The 17,352-nt window shown below is 42.2% G+C and carries 16 protein-coding genes and 1 pseudogene; 14 read left to right on the top strand and 3 right to left on the bottom strand.

Features of this window, described 5'->3' with window-relative positions; all coding sequences use genetic code 11:
* Positions 1-77 precede the first annotated feature (77 nt).
* From LLY41_RS12885 to LLY41_RS12895, 3 genes and pseudogenes are all read left to right on the top strand, one after another.
* Positions 78-1,121, top strand: a complete 1,044-nt coding sequence (locus LLY41_RS12885; protein ID WP_304585541.1) for a Delta(5) desaturase DesA — start codon at positions 78-80, stop codon at positions 1,119-1,121.
* A 91-nt stretch (positions 1,122-1,212) separates the two neighbouring features.
* Complete coding sequence (locus LLY41_RS12890) at positions 1,213-2,349, top strand: sensor histidine kinase (protein WP_304585542.1); 1,137 nt, start codon at positions 1,213-1,215, stop codon at positions 2,347-2,349.
* A pseudogene (locus LLY41_RS12895) lies at positions 2,346-2,946 on the top strand (response regulator). Before LLY41_RS12890 ends, LLY41_RS12895 begins: the two are co-directional and overlap by 4 nt.
* A gap of 188 nt (positions 2,947-3,134) precedes the next feature.
* On the opposite strand, the gene LLY41_RS12900 reads toward LLY41_RS12895, so the two are convergent.
* Entirely contained in the window at positions 3,135-3,440 is a 306-nt protein-coding gene (locus LLY41_RS12900) for a protein YxiS (RefSeq protein ID WP_304585543.1), read from the bottom strand.
* Between the two features lie 435 nt (positions 3,441-3,875).
* Here LLY41_RS12900 and LLY41_RS12905 point away from each other — a divergent pair, with 435 nt between their 5' ends.
* From LLY41_RS12905 to LLY41_RS12915, 3 genes are all read left to right on the top strand, one after another.
* A complete protein-coding gene (locus LLY41_RS12905) occupies positions 3,876-4,973 on the top strand; it encodes a branched-chain amino acid aminotransferase (protein WP_304585544.1) in 1,098 nt (365 codons plus the stop codon).
* Between the two features lie 112 nt (positions 4,974-5,085).
* Positions 5,086-5,355, top strand: a complete 270-nt coding sequence (locus LLY41_RS12910; protein WP_304585545.1) for a DUF1292 domain-containing protein — start codon at positions 5,086-5,088, stop codon at positions 5,353-5,355.
* A gap of 80 nt (positions 5,356-5,435) precedes the next feature.
* Positions 5,436-6,335 (top strand): CBASS cGAMP-activated phospholipase, encoded by a 900-nt coding sequence (locus tag LLY41_RS12915; protein WP_304585546.1) that lies wholly within the window; start codon positions 5,436-5,438, stop codon positions 6,333-6,335.
* A gap of 32 nt (positions 6,336-6,367) precedes the next feature.
* On the opposite strand, the gene LLY41_RS12920 is transcribed toward LLY41_RS12915, so the two are convergent.
* Entirely contained in the window at positions 6,368-7,531 is a 1,164-nt protein-coding gene (locus tag LLY41_RS12920; RefSeq protein ID WP_304585547.1) for a glycosyl hydrolase family 18 protein, read from the bottom strand.
* Between the two features lie 273 nt (positions 7,532-7,804).
* Between LLY41_RS12920 and LLY41_RS12925 the strand changes: the two genes are divergently transcribed.
* Entirely contained in the window at positions 7,805-8,785 is a 981-nt protein-coding gene (locus tag LLY41_RS12925) for a DUF438 domain-containing protein (protein WP_304588036.1), read from the top strand.
* A 28-nt stretch (positions 8,786-8,813) separates the two neighbouring features.
* Here LLY41_RS12925 and LLY41_RS12930 read toward each other — a convergent pair whose 3' ends face one another.
* Complete coding sequence (locus tag LLY41_RS12930; RefSeq protein WP_370460080.1) at positions 8,814-9,632, bottom strand: hypothetical protein; 819 nt, start codon at positions 9,630-9,632, stop codon at positions 8,814-8,816.
* A gap of 410 nt (positions 9,633-10,042) precedes the next feature.
* Between LLY41_RS12930 and pepF the strand changes: the two genes are divergently transcribed.
* The 7 genes from pepF to LLY41_RS12965 all read left to right on the top strand — a co-directional run bounded on the left by pepF (position 10,043) and on the right by LLY41_RS12965 (position 17,251).
* On the top strand, positions 10,043-11,830 hold the full coding sequence (gene pepF, locus LLY41_RS12935) for an oligoendopeptidase F (protein WP_304585549.1): 1,788 nt from the start codon (positions 10,043-10,045) through the stop codon (positions 11,828-11,830).
* 169 nt (positions 11,831-11,999) lie between these two features.
* On the top strand, positions 12,000-13,013 hold the full coding sequence (locus LLY41_RS12940) for a glycosyltransferase (RefSeq protein ID WP_304585550.1): 1,014 nt from the start codon (positions 12,000-12,002) through the stop codon (positions 13,011-13,013).
* Between the two features lie 20 nt (positions 13,014-13,033).
* Positions 13,034-14,083 carry a selenide, water dikinase SelD gene (selD, locus tag LLY41_RS12945; protein WP_179288932.1) on the top strand — a complete coding sequence of 350 codons (1,050 nt, stop codon included), beginning with the start codon at positions 13,034-13,036 and terminating at the stop codon, positions 14,081-14,083.
* A gap of 62 nt (positions 14,084-14,145) precedes the next feature.
* Positions 14,146-15,048 (top strand): phosphate/phosphite/phosphonate ABC transporter substrate-binding protein, encoded by a 903-nt coding sequence (phnD, locus tag LLY41_RS12950; protein WP_304585551.1) that lies wholly within the window; start codon positions 14,146-14,148, stop codon positions 15,046-15,048.
* Positions 15,049-15,059: 11 nt separating this feature from the next.
* Positions 15,060-15,815 (top strand): phosphonate ABC transporter, permease protein PhnE, encoded by a 756-nt coding sequence (phnE, locus tag LLY41_RS12955; protein ID WP_304585552.1) that lies wholly within the window; start codon positions 15,060-15,062, stop codon positions 15,813-15,815.
* A gap of 12 nt (positions 15,816-15,827) precedes the next feature.
* Complete coding sequence (gene phnC, locus LLY41_RS12960; RefSeq protein WP_304585553.1) at positions 15,828-16,601, top strand: phosphonate ABC transporter ATP-binding protein; 774 nt, start codon at positions 15,828-15,830, stop codon at positions 16,599-16,601.
* A 56-nt stretch (positions 16,602-16,657) separates the two neighbouring features.
* Positions 16,658-17,251, top strand: coding sequence for a polysaccharide deacetylase family protein (locus tag LLY41_RS12965; RefSeq protein ID WP_304585554.1), 594 nt, complete (start codon positions 16,658-16,660; stop codon positions 17,249-17,251).
* The last annotated feature ends 101 nt before the right edge of the window (positions 17,252-17,352 follow it).

Below are 17,352 nucleotides of genomic sequence, written 5' to 3' on the forward strand. Positions count from 1 at the left end.
CATGACACCTATGTCTACAAAGCAGTTTGCAAACCCTTTATTATTAAAATTAACGTCATGATGAAGGGAATTAACAAATGACTTCAAAACAAAAACAACTCAACTTAAAAAAACAAATGGCACCTTATGAAAAATCAGATTTAACAAAAAGCATTATGCAGCTGGTCAATACGCTTGGACCATTTTTCCTGCTGTGGTTCCTTGCTTATAAAAGCCTGAGCATTTCTTACTTGCTGACGCTTGGCCTATCTGTCGTTGCAGCAGGCTTTCTTGTCAGGATCTTCATTATTTTCCATGATTGCTGTCACCATTCCTTTTTCAAAAACCGCAAAGCTAACAAAATCATTGGCACAATCACTGGGATCCTGACCGTCTTTCCTTATCACCAATGGCAGCATGACCACAATGTGCACCATGCAACCAGCGGTAATCTGGACAAGCGCGGTACTGGAGATATCTGGACACTTACAGTGAAAGAATATCAGGATGCGTCATGGTCCACTCGTGCAGCATACCGCATCTACCGCAATCCGTTCGTTATGTTAGGTATAGGCCCTATATATGTATTTCTGTTAAAAAACCGTTTTAACAGAAAAGGGGCAAGAAAGAATGAACGCATGAATACGTATCTTATAAATGCGGCCATCGCCGGTTTGTATGCGTTCATGTGCTGGGCTATCGGGTGGGAAGCGTTCCTGATGGTGCAGGGGCCGATCTTTATGATTTCAGGAGCAGCCGGAATTTGGCTTTTCTATGTACAGCATACATTTGAAGACTCGTATTTTGAAGAAGATGATAAATGGGAGTATGTTAAAGCTGCTGTAGAAGGAAGCTCTTTTTACAAGCTGCCGAAAGTGCTTCAGTGGCTTACAGGGAACATCGGGTTCCATCATATCCATCACTTAAGCCCGCGCGTTCCTAACTATAACCTCGAAAGCGCTCATTATAATACAGCTGAACTTCAGAATGTGCCGACGATTACTCTTTCTACCAGCCTGAAGTCACTTCGATTCCGCTTATGGGATGAAGAAGCACAGGACTTCACCGGGTATGGAGCAGCAAAGAAGTCTCCTGTCAGCAAAAAACAGAGCAGAACTAAAACGGCATCTGTGAAGCCGTAAACTGAATGTATAAGCTGAAGAACAGCTCCTTTGTGGTATGATAGCAAAGGAGCTGTTTCATTATTTCATGAATAAAAAGAGGGTACCTCACATGTTAAAAAAATATTTAACTGCATTGAAAAGTTCAGGCATTTCTCCATATATATGGAGTGTATTCAGCATTCTGCCGTTTTATTTCATCTTCAGATCCACATCTAAAATCACCATAGCAGTCGGTATTATCCTGACTATACTCTTTTTTATATCACTGCGTTTTGCCTTTATTTCACGGAGATGGCCTGTTTATTTGTGGACTGGCATCTTAATCAGCATTTCGATCACAATGACCATTCTCTTTTCATTTATTTATTTTGCATTTTATATTGCTTATTACAATGGCCATATCAAGAACAGAATTGCCTTTTTAACGCTGTATGTCATCCACCTGATCGCAACCACCATCTCCATAAACGTTAATTTTGTCACCCAGAAGCCATTATTTCTCGAGCAGATCCCCTTTATTATTATCATCTGGATCAGTGTGATTTTGCTTCCTTTTAACATTCACAATAAGAAAAAGCAGGAAAAGCTTGAGGAGCAGCTTGAGGATGCCAACAAAAGGATTGCGGACCTCGTCAAACAGGAAGAAAGACAGCGGATTGCCCGGGACCTTCATGATACTCTAGGACAAAAATTGTCTCTTATCGGGTTAAAAAGCGATCTGGCAAGGAAGCTCATCAGCAAGGATCCTGAACAGGCAAAGGAAGAGCTTGTAGACGTTCAGCAAACCGCCAGAACAGCATTAAACGAAGTAAGGAAAATGGTTTCACAGATGAGGGGAATCAGGCTGAAGGAAGAAATTATCCTTGTTAAGCAAATTTTAAAGGCCGCTTCTATCGAATTCATCGGAGAAGAAGATATCAAATTAAAAAATGTGTCACTCTTCCTTGAGAATATTCTAAGCATGTGCATGAAAGAGGCTGTAACAAACGTAGTAAAACACAGTAAGGCGACAGAATGCCGCATCAGAATAGAACAAACCTGGAATGAAGTCAGCATTACCGTTCGGGATAACGGGGTCGGCATGAATCCCTCAACAGATGTAGGAAAGGGGTCAGGACTGCTTGGCTTAAGGGAGCGGCTCGACTTTGTCAACGGAAGTCTTGAGATTGTATCTGAGAATGGAACAACGATTATAATGAAAGTACCAACAGTAGTGAAGGAACCAAACAAGGAGGAGAGGGCATGATAAAAATCGTCATAGCTGAGGATCAGCGGATGGTGCTTGGTGCGTTAGGATCTCTGCTAAATCTCGAAGACGATATGGAGGTCATTGGGAAAGCTTCGAATGGTGAAGAAGCCATATCCCTTGTCAAAACCCTTAAACCGGATGTATGTATTATGGATATTGAAATGCCGGAAAAAAGCGGCCTGGAAGCGGCGGAAGAATTAAGAGACAGCGGGTGCAAAGTTATTATTCTGACAACCTTTGCAAGGTCTGGCTATTTCCAGCGTGCCCTTAAAGCCGGTGTAAGAGGTTACTTGTTAAAAGACAGCCCAAGTGAGGAACTGGCAAGCTCTATCAGAAACGTCCTGGAAGGAAGGCGCATCTATGCACCTGAATTAATGGATGATGTCTATGGCGAAGAAAACCCGCTGACAGACCGGGAAAAAGAGGTGCTGGAGCTGATAGCGGACGGCAAGAACACGAAAGAAATTGCCGACCAGCTCAGCATTAAGACAGGAACCGTGCGCAACTATATCTCGGCTATTCTTGATAAGCTCGAAGTGACGAAACAGGATTGAAGCCATTACCCAATCCAAAGAGAAGGGCTGGTTTAAATAAAGTGAAACTTCAATCAGTGGGGGTTTTCCTTATCCCCACTGATTGTTAGTTGAACCAATCAGGCCTTTACGGGCAGTGTGACCCCCACTTATCCTCCTTTGATTCCTCTGAGTCTAGGAGTGGGGGTCTTACTGCCCGTTAGACTGCGATAGAATCTTCAATGAAAAGGGACAGCGGCCTATTAAGGCTTAGCTGTCCTTTTTCATTTTCTTTATTTCTTCCATCACGATGAAGGCAAGATCATCATTTCCGAACAAGGATAGAACGCCAAGCAGAGTCTGATCAGGCACATCGCCTGCTTCTTCTTTTGGAACAGTCAGGTCCAGCGCTTCCTTTAGTGAACTGTTTTCTCCCTGATCCGGATATGCCTTTAAATAGATTTCCTCCGGATTTAAATCGTGGTTGATGCACCACTGGGCAAATACGAGGATCATCATTTTCTCTTCGCCCTGATAGTTTTGAATAATTTTTTCTTCAAGCTCTTTACTGTTCATTATCATAAATCCCCTTTTGTATTGATATATTGATTATAAATTTAAAAAGATGATTTTTCACCTTTATTTCTTTTTCTTTTGCTTATAGAATTTTCAGTAATCCGAATTAATTCTAAATTTATTGTCAATTCGTATTGACATTTAAATAGTAGAATATCATAATATTAGAAAAACTTATAAAAACTTTAACAAATAACTGCACTACTGCCTTGAAGTAGAAAAGAGCGAAAGGCAACCCTTACAAAAACAGCATACAAGTCTTTTTAATGACTTCAGCTATTGCTGTTAAGCATCCATATTGGTTGTTTCCGGGAAGCAAGCCCTTTCGTCCACGCTCGGAGGATGACTGGGCGTTTTTATTTACACTCTTTTAAGAGCAGCACGAAAAGCAGGCATTAGGTTTTTAAATCATCTACAGATAGGGAGTTTTGACAAATGACAGAATTTAAAATTGAAATCAACCACACACCTGAGAAAAAACAAAAACCTGCATTTGATAACCTGGTGTTTGGAAAGAATTTTACGGATCATATGTTTGAAATGGATTATACTGCCGGACGGGGCTGGCACGACCCAAGAATTGTACCGTACCAGCCGCTTTCTCTTGATCCCGCTGCAATGATTTTCCATTATGGTCAGAGTGTCTTTGAAGGGTTAAAAGCCTATCTTACCATTGATAATGAGGTATTGCTCTTCCGCCCTGAAAAGAATATGGAGAGATTGAATAAATCCAACTCCAGGTTATGTATTCCTGAAATTGATGAAGAGCTTGCTCTTTATGCCTTAAAAGAATTAATTTCAGCTGACCGGGACTGGATTCCGAATGTTGAAGGAACTTCACTGTACATCCGGCCGTTCGTCATTTCAACTGAGCCATACCTGGGAGTGGCTCCATCAACGAGATACAAATTTATCATTATTCTTTCGCCGGTAGGCGCTTATTATAAGGAAGGCATCAACCCTGTTAAAATTGCTGTTCAAAACGAATACGTGCGTGCCGTAAAAGGGGGAACAGGCACAGCTAAAACAGGAGGGAACTATGCAGCAAGTCTCAAAGCTCAGGAGCTTGCAAGCTTAACGGGATATTCGCAGGTTCTATGGCTTGACGGAAAAGAAAATAAATATATTGAAGAAGTGGGAAGCATGAACATTTTCTTCAAAATTAACGGAGAAGTTGTAACACCAGAACTTAATGGCAGCATCCTGGAAGGAATCACTCGAAACTCTGTACTGGAGTTACTGAAATACTGGAATGTCCCGGTGTCCGAAAGAAGAATTTCCATTGAAGAAATCTATCAGGCACATGCCGATGGCCAGCTTGAAGAAGCATTTGGAACAGGCACGGCTGCTGTTATTTCTCCAATTGGCGAATTCTTCTGGGACAACAAGATTATTGAAATCAATGAAGGGAAAACCGGGGATCTGTCCAAGAAAATCTATGATACACTGACAGGCATTCAAAAAGGAACCGAACCGGATCCATTTGGATGGAGTGTAAAAGTGGAAAAGAAAGAGGCAGCAGGCGTTAAATAATTCTTGATGACTGGATCGGCATCTAAAGCCGATCCTTTTTCTATTTTAGGCATGAAATCCCTCTAAAACGGGAAAATATAGAAAGAACCTATTAAGGAGAGGAGATTAAAAAATGGACAAGATAGAAGTAGGAGAAGTTTTTACAATTAGTGATGAAAATGATCAGGAAATGGAAGTGGAGGTCCTCGCGTCTGCAGAGGTTGATGGCAACCAATATGCTGCTGTCAGCTTTGTCGAAGATCTTGAGGAAGACACAGAAGAGGATATTGATGTGTTCTTCTTAAAACTGGATGAGGATGGCGACTTTACACCCATTGAAAGCGATGAAGAATTTAACAAAGTCTCAGCGGTATTCGAAGAAATGATAAACAACGAGGAATAGAAGAGAAGGAAGATTCCTTCTCTTTTTTACATATCCTGAAGAACGATTACGGAAACAGCAGGTGATCCAATGAAAATACTTTGCATCGATGGCGGGGAATACGCGGTGTTTTTGCCGTAAGCATTTTAAAAGCTCTCGAAAAGGAACTGAAACAGCCTGCAGGCGACTATTTTGATATAATCGCAGGCACAAGCACAGGGTCGATCATTGCCTCTTCACTGGTCATGAAAAAAGATATGAGCGAGGTCCTGAATGGATACGAATCATTCGGGAAGAAGATTTTTATCAAACAGGCTAAGGTCGGGCTTTTTAAAAGTGTATACAGTGATAAATATATGCGGCGCTTTTTCCGGAAAGCCTTTGGCGAAACGGAGCTGTCCGATATTAAAAAACCGCTTTTGATTCCAGCTGTCGATGTGACACATGGCAAACCGTTTGTCCACCGTTCCAATTACGGAAGTCCCGGCAATGATAGCCTATCCATGAAGCTTTGGGATGCAGTGCTTTCCTCCTGTTCTGCACCTGTCTATTTCCCGCCTAACAACATCAGCAACAGTTATTTATCCATAGACGGAGGGCTATGGGCGAATAATCCATCTCTCGTTTGTATTACGGAGGCTATGCATCACTTCAAGATGGAGCTGCAAAACATAAAAATCCTTTCGCTTGGAACCGGTCTTCAAAAAATTGATTTTACGATTGATCATGATAAATATTGGGGTGTAAAGCATTGGCTGCCATTCCAGCTACCGTCCATGAAAGTGACGCCCAAGCTATTGGACCTGGCTCTTCATTTATCCTCCGAATCTGTTACCTACCATTGCAAACATCTCCTCGGAGAAAATTACCTGCGCATTAATGAAGAGCTGGGTGAAGAAATGCCTTTTGACGAAGTAAAGTTTGTGGAAGAATTGATTATGCTTGGAGAGAAGGTCTATCAGGACCGGCGGGAGGAAATTAAGAAGTTTTTACTTTCATGAAAAAAGGAGCAGGGAATTTTCCTGCTCTTTTCTCATTTTGTATGCATTACAGAATAATACTTTACAGGCTCTGCTGTGTTTTGAAGAACGTCAGCAATCGTTCCAGTGAGGCTGTATGGCCCCTTGGCGTCATGGCCAGCTTCCCAGATCATCATTCCGCCAAATCCGTGGTTTATAGCAAGAATGGTTTTCCTTTTCATGGTGGCTGATCCATTATAGTAATAGCTGATGCCATTCATGCTGATTCTATCTTTTGCTGCATATTCAGGATTATTGTTTATGACGGCCTGATAGGATACCGGCTTAACGGCAGGATCCTCCGGCTGAGCATAAAGTGGAACACCCAGAATCAGTTTATCCTTGGAAATCCCTTGTGAATCAAATAGGTTGCTCCAATAATTGGCGATATTCTCTGAAAAAGAATAGGGAGAAAGATTAGCAGCATTGTATCCGCCATCCCACTGGCCATCATATGCCATGATATTTACATAATCAACTTTGGTGAACATGTCAGGCTCATACACAACATATCCACTCTCTGTACCTGTTACACTATGAACCTTGGCATGAACCGCAACAGACAGCTCCTGGCCATTTGCATGGAGCACTCCGCTCAAATGATTGATAAAAACAGCCAGGAATCTTGCATCCTCCTTTGAACGCGGATGCTCAAAATCAATATCAATTCCGTCAAGGTTTTCCTTTTTAACCAGCCCCGAGAGTTCTGTTACCAGCCTGTTTCTCGAGGAGTCTTCCGCTATTGCCTGTTTAAAATAATCATAGGATTCCCCGCCATTGATATGAAACCATCCCCCCACAGCCAGGAATGCCTTCACATCTTGCTTGTGAGCATTCGACACCACTCTCTGCAGATTATTCCGCGCCGTCTCACCATTAAAAGAAATGCTTCCGTCTTTCTCCGGATGAGCAAAAGAAAAAATGACATGAGAAAGATTTGAATAATCGATCGAAGCGGGATCGCGATAATCCTGGACATAACCCATCAGCACTTTTTCCGGGATCTCCGGAAACACCGGAACCTTTTTTGGAACAGGAAGTTTGTCCGATTGGGAAGCAGGGGCAGGCTGTTTAATAGACTGGAGCCCATTTGTGTTTTTTGTATAATAAATGCCGGCAGTGAATCCGCCGGAAAAAATAATAGCAATCATGATCAAAACTTGATATTTTCTCTTCACTTCTGGAAAACCTCCATCTTTCAATCCTTTAAAAGTGTAACAAAAAAGGGAAGATGGAGGGGGTGGTAATTTATTGCTGACATTCCATTCCTCGAAATAAACAATAAACTTTTAATAAAATATGATTCTCATCACATTACGGACCTTTCCTTCATGGTACATTCCTTATAAGCACTAGTAACAGCCCTTAAAAAGGATTGATATAATAGGAGGAATTGTACAGTGAGCGAATTAATTAATAACCGTGAGCATCCCGATCATCACAGCCATTCTATTCATAACAATAATGAAACATCTGCTCATCCTAAAGCGGAAGAACAGCCTGGGCATCCCATCCATACTTTCACACGGGAGAATAAAGCAATTGATAAGCATCTGAGAGAAAATGTTAAGGTCCATCTCGAAGCGTTCATCGAGGAGGATCATGAGGAAAATGTTTATAAACTTTTAGAAGACTGCACCCTGCTTCTTGATCTTGATAAGCATTACAGCCGAAAGGAAAATCTGCTTTTTCCCTACCTGGAGAAGTACGGAATTTATGGTCCGACAAATAATATGTGGAGCATAGATGACTTTATCAGGGATGGCATCAAGGAAGCCAAGAACCTTCTCACCCATTACGAGGGGGACAAGCAAAAGGTCATTAATGCTGTCCGTTTCGTTTTTAATGAAGTCAGTGCCATGATTTATAGAGAGGAAAATATCCTTTTCCCAATGGCCTTAAAAAACCTTACAGAAGATGAATGGGTAAAGATCGCCCATGAAAGCGACGAGATCGGCTTCTGTCTGACCGGACCTGAAAAGGAATGGAAGCCCGAACGGAAAGAGATTGGCGGGAATGCCATATCAGAAGGATACATCAAAATGGAAACCGGCATGTTGTCCTTAAAACAGCTGGAGCTGTTATTAAATCACTTGCCTGTCGATATCACCTTTATTGATCATGATGACGTTGTCCGGTATTTCTCTCATGGGAAGGAAAGAATCTTCGCCAGGACGAAAGCCGTAATTGGGCGAACCGTTCAAAATTGCCATCCGCCCCGAAGTGTACATGTAGTGGAGGAATTGCTTAAGGATTTCAAGGAAGGACGAAAAGACTCTGAAGATTTCTGGATCAAATTCAGGGATAAATATATTTACATCCGTTATTTTGCGGTACGGGATGATAACGGTCATTATATGGGAACCCTTGAATTCACACAAAACATCAGTCCCATACAGGAAATCGAGGGAGAGAAAAGGATTCTTCCTTAATCAAAAAAAGCTAAAGAGCATCACGCTCTTAGCTTTTTTTGATTTTTGATGGATTATTAACCTTGTATAAAACAGGTTCTTCTATAATGAATTCCTCGTCACAGTCTTTTCCTTTAGGCAATTTCTTTTTAACGATTTTCCCATCGAATTCGAGGCTCTCTCCTGGCTGAAGTTCAAATTTCTTTAACGTTTTCGAATGGGAGCACCAGCCAAGCCCGACTTCAATCGGTTCGTCCTCTTGAATGACGAGGTCTTCAAGTATGATGACTTCATCATTGGCTTCATTGAAATGATTCCAGCTCAGGGCAAACTGCTTAACTCTAGCTGTAAAGTGGACCTTTTCTGCCGGAAGCTCCAATGCAGGCTGTTTTTCCTTTTTTGCATTTTTAGCTGCTGGTTTATCACTTTTGCTTTTTTCAGCAGATTTCTTTGTTGTCTCCTCAGACTTCTCTGCGGCTTTTTTGGAAGCTTCCTTTGTAGATGGAGCTGAAGAGATATCCCCAAAATCAGCAGTCAGTGCCTTTCCAAAACTTGGGGACTGCATCTCCTTTAGGTAAGCAGGATGTATGCAGCTCAGATTTCCATCCTGAAACTCGATAATAATTGTATAAAAGTCGCCAGACTCTCCGTACTTCTGATATCCTTTAACCGTTACTAGGCGCTGCTGTGTTTTTTCTTTATACCAGAATTCCTTTTTAACTTCCCTAGTAGTGGATAATCCCCATTCCCTGACTTTCTCTTCATAATGGGCATCATCCTGAAACGTTTCAAAATCACCCGCTGGAGGGAAATATGCAGTATTATTTGAGTCTTCTATATGAGGCAGAGTAATAGCCAATCCGTCCACATCCTTTCAACATTATTTTAATTGCCATAAATGATAAAATCAAAAATGAGGAAGGGTTTTTGCGATAACTTTTGAATATAGTTAATAAAAAAGGCTGTTTTTCGAAGATTGTTGTTTGCTTATGGATTATGCCCGTTGATTTCCGCTGCAGGCACTTGCTTTCCGCGGGGCGGGCGATGAGCCTCCTCGACGCTACGCGTCTGCGGGGTCTCACCTGTCCCGCTACTCCCGCAGGACATTGAATAAGCTTCCTCGAATGACCACCGCACGAAGGAAATGCGTCAGTATTTTCGAGGATCAAGTGCCCTCCGCTCCAATCAACTCAGCAAATTATACTCAGTTATGTAAAAGCAACAAATTTTTCGAAAACAGCCTAATAAAACAACAGTTTGCTGCAAAGGAGTAATAAGATGAAGACATTCAAAGACAGAAATGACGTTCCGCTGAATGAGAAATGGAATCTGGAAGACATATACTCCAGTTTGGAACAATGGGAAGAAGATTACAAGCTTATTGAACAACTGGCCGATAAGCTGAAAACCTTTGACGGACAGATTCACGATGGCAACTCCCTTTATCAATACCTTGAAAAAAAAGAAAAACTCTCTTACATATTTAATAAGCTGTATGCCTATGCGATGCTGAAAACCGATGAAGACACAAGAGTAACAGATTCGCAGGCCTATGTAGATAGGGCAAAGCAATTAAGCGTCAAAGTCAGTTCTTCCACTTCTTTTTTTATGCCATTTCTCTTAAGCCTTGATGAGGAAACACTGAAGAGCTATATTGCTGAAGAAAAGGGCCTGAAATACTTTGAAGAGGACCTGCTCGAATCCTTCCGTTATAAGCCGCATGTCCTTAATAAGGACAAGGAAGAAGTTCTATCACATCTCGGCGAAGCACTTTCCGTTCCCAGCCATACTTTTGGAATGATGAATAATGCAGATATAAAGTTTGGTGATGTAACAAAAGAGGATGGCGGGAAGGTTGAACTGACGCGGGGGATGTATGCGAAAATCATGGAAGAAGAAGACCGGGAAAAGAGGAAAGAAGCCTATAAGGCTTATTACCAGCCCTATGTGCAGCTGAAGAACTCCATTGCTTCCACCCTTTCTGCCGCAATAAAAAACAATGTCACCATGGCCAAAATCCGTAATTATCCTTCAGCACTTGAAAAAGGACTATTCGGTGATCAGGTGCCAAAGGAAGTGTATGTCAATCTAATTGAGACGACTAAAAAGAATATCGGGGCAATGCATCGGTATACTGCGATTCGCAAGGAACAGTTAGGCGTTGACGAACTGAGGCAATATGATTTAAGTGTCCCTCTAGTAAAGGGTGTCAAACCAGAAATTTCCTATGAAGAAGCTTATGACACAATGTGTAAAGCGCTCCAGCCTCTTGGGGATGATTATATTTCTATTCTGAAGGAATTTAAGTCTGGCCGCTATATTGATGTGCATGAAACTCCAGGGAAGCGGTCAGGTGCTTATAATCTCGGCATTTATGGAGTTCATCCTTATATCCTCCTGAATCACCGTGATGATCTGGACAGCCTTTTTACACTTGCTCATGAGTGCGGGCATGGTGTACACAGCAAGCTGAGCTCACAGCACCAGCCGCAGATCACTGCGCGCTACAGCATTTTTGTGGCGGAAGTCGCTTCAACAGTGAATGAAGTGCTCCTGATTCATTATCTGCTGAACACGGAAAAGGATAAAAATGTTCGAAGGCATCTCCTTAATCATTTTATTGATCAGTTTAAAGGAACCTTCTTCACTCAAGTTATGTTTGCTGAGTTTGAGATGAAAACCCATGAATTAGCGGAAAAGGGAGAGCCGCTTAACGCTGAAGTCTTCAGCATGATTTATGAACGTTTATTCCGCGAATATAACGGGGATGACATTGTTTTTGATGAAGAGGTGAAATTCGGCTGGAGCAGGATCCCTCATTTTTACCGTCCATTTTATGTGTATAAGTACGCAACCGGATTTGCGTCTGCCATTCATTTGGCAGCGAAAATTCTTGAAGGAGACAAGGAAACGCTGCAAAACTACCTCGAGTTCTTAAAAAGCGGAAGCGCCGATTATCCGCTTGAGCTGCTAAAGAAAACCGGAGTGGATCTGACTTCTCCATATCCTATTGAAAACTCCCTTCGGAAATTTAGAGATCTTGTAGAAGAATTCGGAAACCAATAGAAGGATTGGGCCTGTTTCTTGATATAGAAACAGGCTTTTTTACAGTCATAATGAAAAGAACAGCATGCTGAAATACAATTAATGGACAGGATGAAATATTCCTGCAATAATTGATGCAAACTTTAATTAAAACGAAGATAGAGCAAATATAATTGTGAAGGATGAAAGGATGAAAGTACTTCTGGCAAGCCCGAATTTTCACCAGGCAAGAGGAAACACAGTTACTGTTCAGCGTATATCCGATAACCTTAATAAGCTGGGCATTGAGACTGACATAATCAATATCACAGACGGCTGCAAATTATCCAGACTGCCAAAAGCCGATATTGTGCATGGCTTTAACGCTTATCGGTTTGGCCAATTTATTAAGGGGATTGGTGAAAAGCCTGAAAGATATGTCGTAACCATGACCGGCACTGATTTAAATATCGACCTTCATGATCCGGTTAAGAAAAGCGAAATCAGTCAAACCATTATCAATGCCGAAGCTGTACATGTATTTGATGAAGAAGCTAAGCATGTACTGGCAGGTGCAGTTCCTGAAGCAAAAGATAAAATCAATGTTATCCATCAAGGCACTGTAATATTTTCTGAAACTGGAGCCGACTATAAAAAAGAACACGGCACTTTTATATTTTTGCTGCCTGCAGGAATCCGCAAGGTGAAGAATATTCCTTTTGCCATAGAAAAACTTAAAGCGTTATATGAAAAGAATCACCGAATCCGTCTTTGGCTGGCGGGCCCTGTTATTGAAGAAGAAGAGGGAAATATTATAAAGACTCTAACTGAAAAAAATAAAGAATGGGTTCAATATCTTGGCCAGATCCCGCATCACCATATGGGAGAGCTATACAGGCAAGCGGATGCCGTATTGAACACATCCCATTCTGAAGGCCAGCCTGCCGCCATTTTAGAAGCAATGGGGTATAGCCTTCCAGTTCTTGCAGCCAATAACCCGGGCAACCGGAATATCATTTCACATCAGAAAACCGGTTTAATCTATACTAATCCGGTCGAATTTCTTGATAATGCAGACAAACTAGTGAATAATAACAAATTGAGGATTAAATTGGGGCATGCTGCCAAACTCTACGTGGAGGGCAGTCATTCTTCGGAATATGAAGCCAAAACACTTCAAAAAATTTACGAAACCATCCTAGAAAAGTCCCCAAGCAAACAATGATTGAGCAAGGAGTGAGAACTATGTCGAGAGAAGAAATCGTAAAATTAACTTCTTTATCAACAAAAGGCGGCTGAGGATGCAAAATTGGTCCTGAAGACCTGGCGCAGGTTCTGCGTCATTTGCCTAAGTCTGTACCTGACCCCAACCTCCTGGTAGGATTGGATACATCGGATGATGCAGGCGTATATAAAATAAATGATGAAACTGCCCTTGTGCAGACACTGGATTTCTTCACTCCTATCGTTGACGACCCATACATGTTCGGTCAAATCGCCGCAGCCAATTCGCTGAGTGATATTTACGCTATGGGCGGCAAGCCTATAACCGTCATGAATATTGTAGGGTTCCCTATCAGCAAATTGGATAAAGGCATACTTGCAGACATTCTGGCTGGCGCATCCGATAAAGTGAAAGAATCCGGTGCTGTGTTAGTTGGAGGGCACTCCATTGACGACCAGGAGCCAAAGTTTGGCTTATCTGTGACAGGAACCGTACATCCTGAACGGGTAAGAACAAATGCAGGAGCCAAACCTGGCGACAAACTGATCTTAACCAAGCCAATTGGCGTAGGCATCCTTACTCAAGCAATTAAGAGGGATATGCTGGATCAGGAAGGCATTGACCGTGTGATGGAAGTCATGGCTGCTTTAAATAAAGAGGCAGCTGAAGCTATGGATAACTACCAGGTTAATGCATGCACAGACATTACTGGTTTTGGACTTCTTGGCCATGCCATGGAGATTGCGGAAGGAAGCGGCACAGGGATAACTGTTGAAAGCACAGCCGTGCCTATTCTTCCAAAAACCAGGGAGCTTGCTCAGCAGAACATTATTCCCGGCGGCTCCAAAAAGAATCATAAATGGCTCTCCGGACGTATTCAATACGAAAATATTGATGACGTAGACCAAGTGATTCTATGTGATGCTATAACATCAGGAGGACTTTTAATAACCGTTCCTGAATCAGAAGCTGAACCACTCCTAAATGACCTGAAGGAAAAAGGAGTCGAATGGGCTTCCATCATCGGAACAGTCACAGATCAGAATCCCGGAAAGATTACGGTGATCTAAAAAGGACTCGAATAGAGTCCTTTTTTACCTTTACTAAAAAAACAGAATAAGGAAGTGCTAACATGAAAAAATTCTTAATGCTCCTGACTATCTTCTCAATAATGCTTCTGTCAGCCTGCAGCGGAAATGAAACAGATAACACAGATAAAAATGGAAAAGATCAATCGAAAGAAAAGTTCACTATTGGGGTCATCCCTGTTCAAACAGAGGGATCGATGGAAGCTGCCATGGAGAAACTGCAGTCAACCTTATCTGAAAAACTCGATCGGGAAGTAGCTGTCGAAGTTTATCCGGATTACAACGGGGTAGTGGAAGCCATGAACTACGATAAAATTGATATGGCCTATTTCGGCCCGTTAACATATGTTGTGGCCCATGAAAAGAGCGGAGCAAAAGCCATCATTACACAGCTGATTGATGGAGAGCCATTCTATTATTCCTATATCATCACCCACAAGGACAATCCATGGAACTCACTTGAAGATTTACTGAAAAACAGCAGTGATTCTGACTTTGCTTTCGGTGATATCAATTCAACTTCAGGATCCCTTATCCCATCCATAGAATTAAAGGACCGTGAAGTTTACCAATCAGAGGATGAACACAGCTTTAAATCCGTCCGATTCACGGGTTCACATGATGCCACTGCATTAGCTGTTCAAAATAAACAGGTGGATGCCGGTGCGATCGACAGCGCCATTTATAATCAATTAGTGGAATCAGGAAAAGTAGATGGAGAGCAGATTAAAACGATCTGGAAATCAGAAAAGCTTTTCCAGTACCCTTGGGCTGTTCATGAAAACACCGATGAAGAAACAATTAAAGCATTGAAGGAAGCTTTTCTGGCGATTAAAGATCCCGAAATTCTGGATGCATTCGGTGCAAGCGGATTTACTGAGGCAAGTAACGAAGATTACGAAAGCATCCGTCAGGCTGCCCTAAAAGAGGGACTTATTAAAGAATAGGGCTGATAAGATTGTGGTTTAAAAAACGCAGCATATTAACATATACCGTATTGGCTTTATTTATTTTTCTAAGCATGAAGCTGACAGAATTCGACTTAGCGAAATTCAGAGACTTCCGCAACATGATTGATTTCCTGTCCCATTGGTTCCCGATGAATTTTTCTCTCCTTCCAAGGATACTGGAAGGCAGTCTGGAAACCTTGGCCATGGCATTTCTGGGAAGCTTCTTCGGGCTTATTATCGGTCTTCCGTTAAGCTTTATGGCCGCGAAAAACACTTCCGGCTCAAAGTTTGTTTACCATATAACCCGAGTCGGCCTCAGCTTTGTCCGATCCATTCCTGAAATTGTTTTTGGTTTGATTCTTTTGACAGCTCTTGGGCTTGGTCCTTTTCCGGCTGTCCTGGCCATTATGTTTCATAATATTGGGGTTCTGGGAAAACTGATCTCAGAACTCATTGAAGCATCCGATCCCGGCCCTCAGGAGGCCATGAAAGCAGTTGGGGCAAAGAGCTGGTTTGCTTCCCTGTTCAGCATTCTGCCTCAAATATGGCCAAATGTATTATCAAATTACTTCTACCGGTTTGAGGTTGCCATAAGGACTTCCCTTATCTTAGGCTTCATTGGCGGGGGAGGAATTGGCCAAAGACTTTTTAATGATTTTAAAACCTTCCAATACAATTCAGTTTCGCTCGATGTCCTGGTGATTATGATCATCGTGATTCTAGTGGACCTTTTTGGAAGCTATGTCAGGAACCGAGTGATATAAAGGAGGCCGGAAATGCTTGAGATTCGAAATATAACTGTCCGTTATCCCGGCATGAAGCATCATGCGCTTAATTCAATAAATCTGACGATACACCCTGGAGACTTTGTTTGCGTGCTGGGTAAAAGCGGTGCCGGAAAATCCACGCTGATCCGCTGTCTAAATGGCCTGCAGCCCCCTTCATCAGGGGAAATCATCTGGGATGGCCATTCCTTTTCTGCACTTAGTGATGAACAGCTTCGGAAAATCCGCAGGGAGATGGGCATGATCTTTCAGCATTTTAATTTAGTTCCGCGATTGACTGTCCTGCAAAATGTTCTGACAGGCATGTTCGGCTACAGGAGCAGTTTTAAGAACCTGATTGGCTGGTTTACAGAGGAAGAAAAGAGTCAGGCTAAACAAGTCATTGCAGAGGTGGGCTTAACCGACTTTGCGGGCCGCAGGGTTGAGCATCTTAGCGGAGGGCAGAAACAGAGAGTCGGCATTGCAAGGGCTCTCCTTCAAAAGCCGAGGTTGCTGCTGGGAGACGAGCCTGTTGCCAGCCTGGATCCTGGAACTTCAGACCGGATCTTCAGCCTGCTGCAGGAGATGCATAACCGGCATGGTCTGCAAACCATCATTAATGTCCATGATGTTCAATTGGCTAAACGCTACGCAACCCGGATTATTGCTTTAAAAGATGGGGAGGTTGTTTTTGATGGTAAACCGGAACAGTTTACAGATGATATGTATGTATTTACATATGATGCAGAAAGTTATAGCGAAAAATCATATATCCGATCAACTTAAGAACAGGAGGCAGAAGAATGGCCAATTGTCCATGAGTAGTGGATAGCTCGAACGTCGTGTACGTTTCGAACGACCCAGACATCAAGTTATTTAATGCCGGACATCCATCGAAGAAAACAGTGACACTGACTTTTGACGATGGGCCGGCAAGAATTCTTCCGGAACTATTGGATATATTGAAGAAAGAAAAGGTTCCAGCTGTTTTCTTCTGGCAATCAAGGCTTTTATACCCCGGTCGTCCGTGGAAAAGAGTTCTCGAAGAAGGCCATCAGTTAGGAACACATTCTTCAAAGCATTCCAATTATGCTAAATTGACTCCAAGTGAACAAATCCAGGACCTAAGGAGCAGCAAATTAAAGATTGAATCCATCACAGGCCAGGAAGTGAAGCTATTCAGGCCCCCATTTGGACAGTATAATGAACATACCATTGCTGCAGCGAAAGAGCTCGGGCTCTCCACCATATTGTGGAGAATCTCGTCCATGGACTGGGAACTCAAAGAAGAGCCTGAACAAATTATCACAAACGTTTTAGAGAACCTGGAAGACGGAGCAATCATTCTATTGCATGAATTAAGCCAGACTGTAGAAGCCCTGCCTGAGTTAATTGCTGAGATTAGGGGGAACGGCTACGAGTTCAGTTTGCTGTAAATAGTATCCTCTCTGAGGGTACTTTTTTTTGTGTAAAGAAGTATTATTTTTAAAAGCCGTTTTATATATATTGTTAGGTAGGATTCCTATAAGGGGGAGCG

It is taken from the genome of Cytobacillus firmus (assembly GCF_023612095.1).
In the GTDB taxonomy this organism is placed as follows: Bacteria; Bacillota; Bacilli; order Bacillales; family Cytobacillaceae; genus Cytobacillus.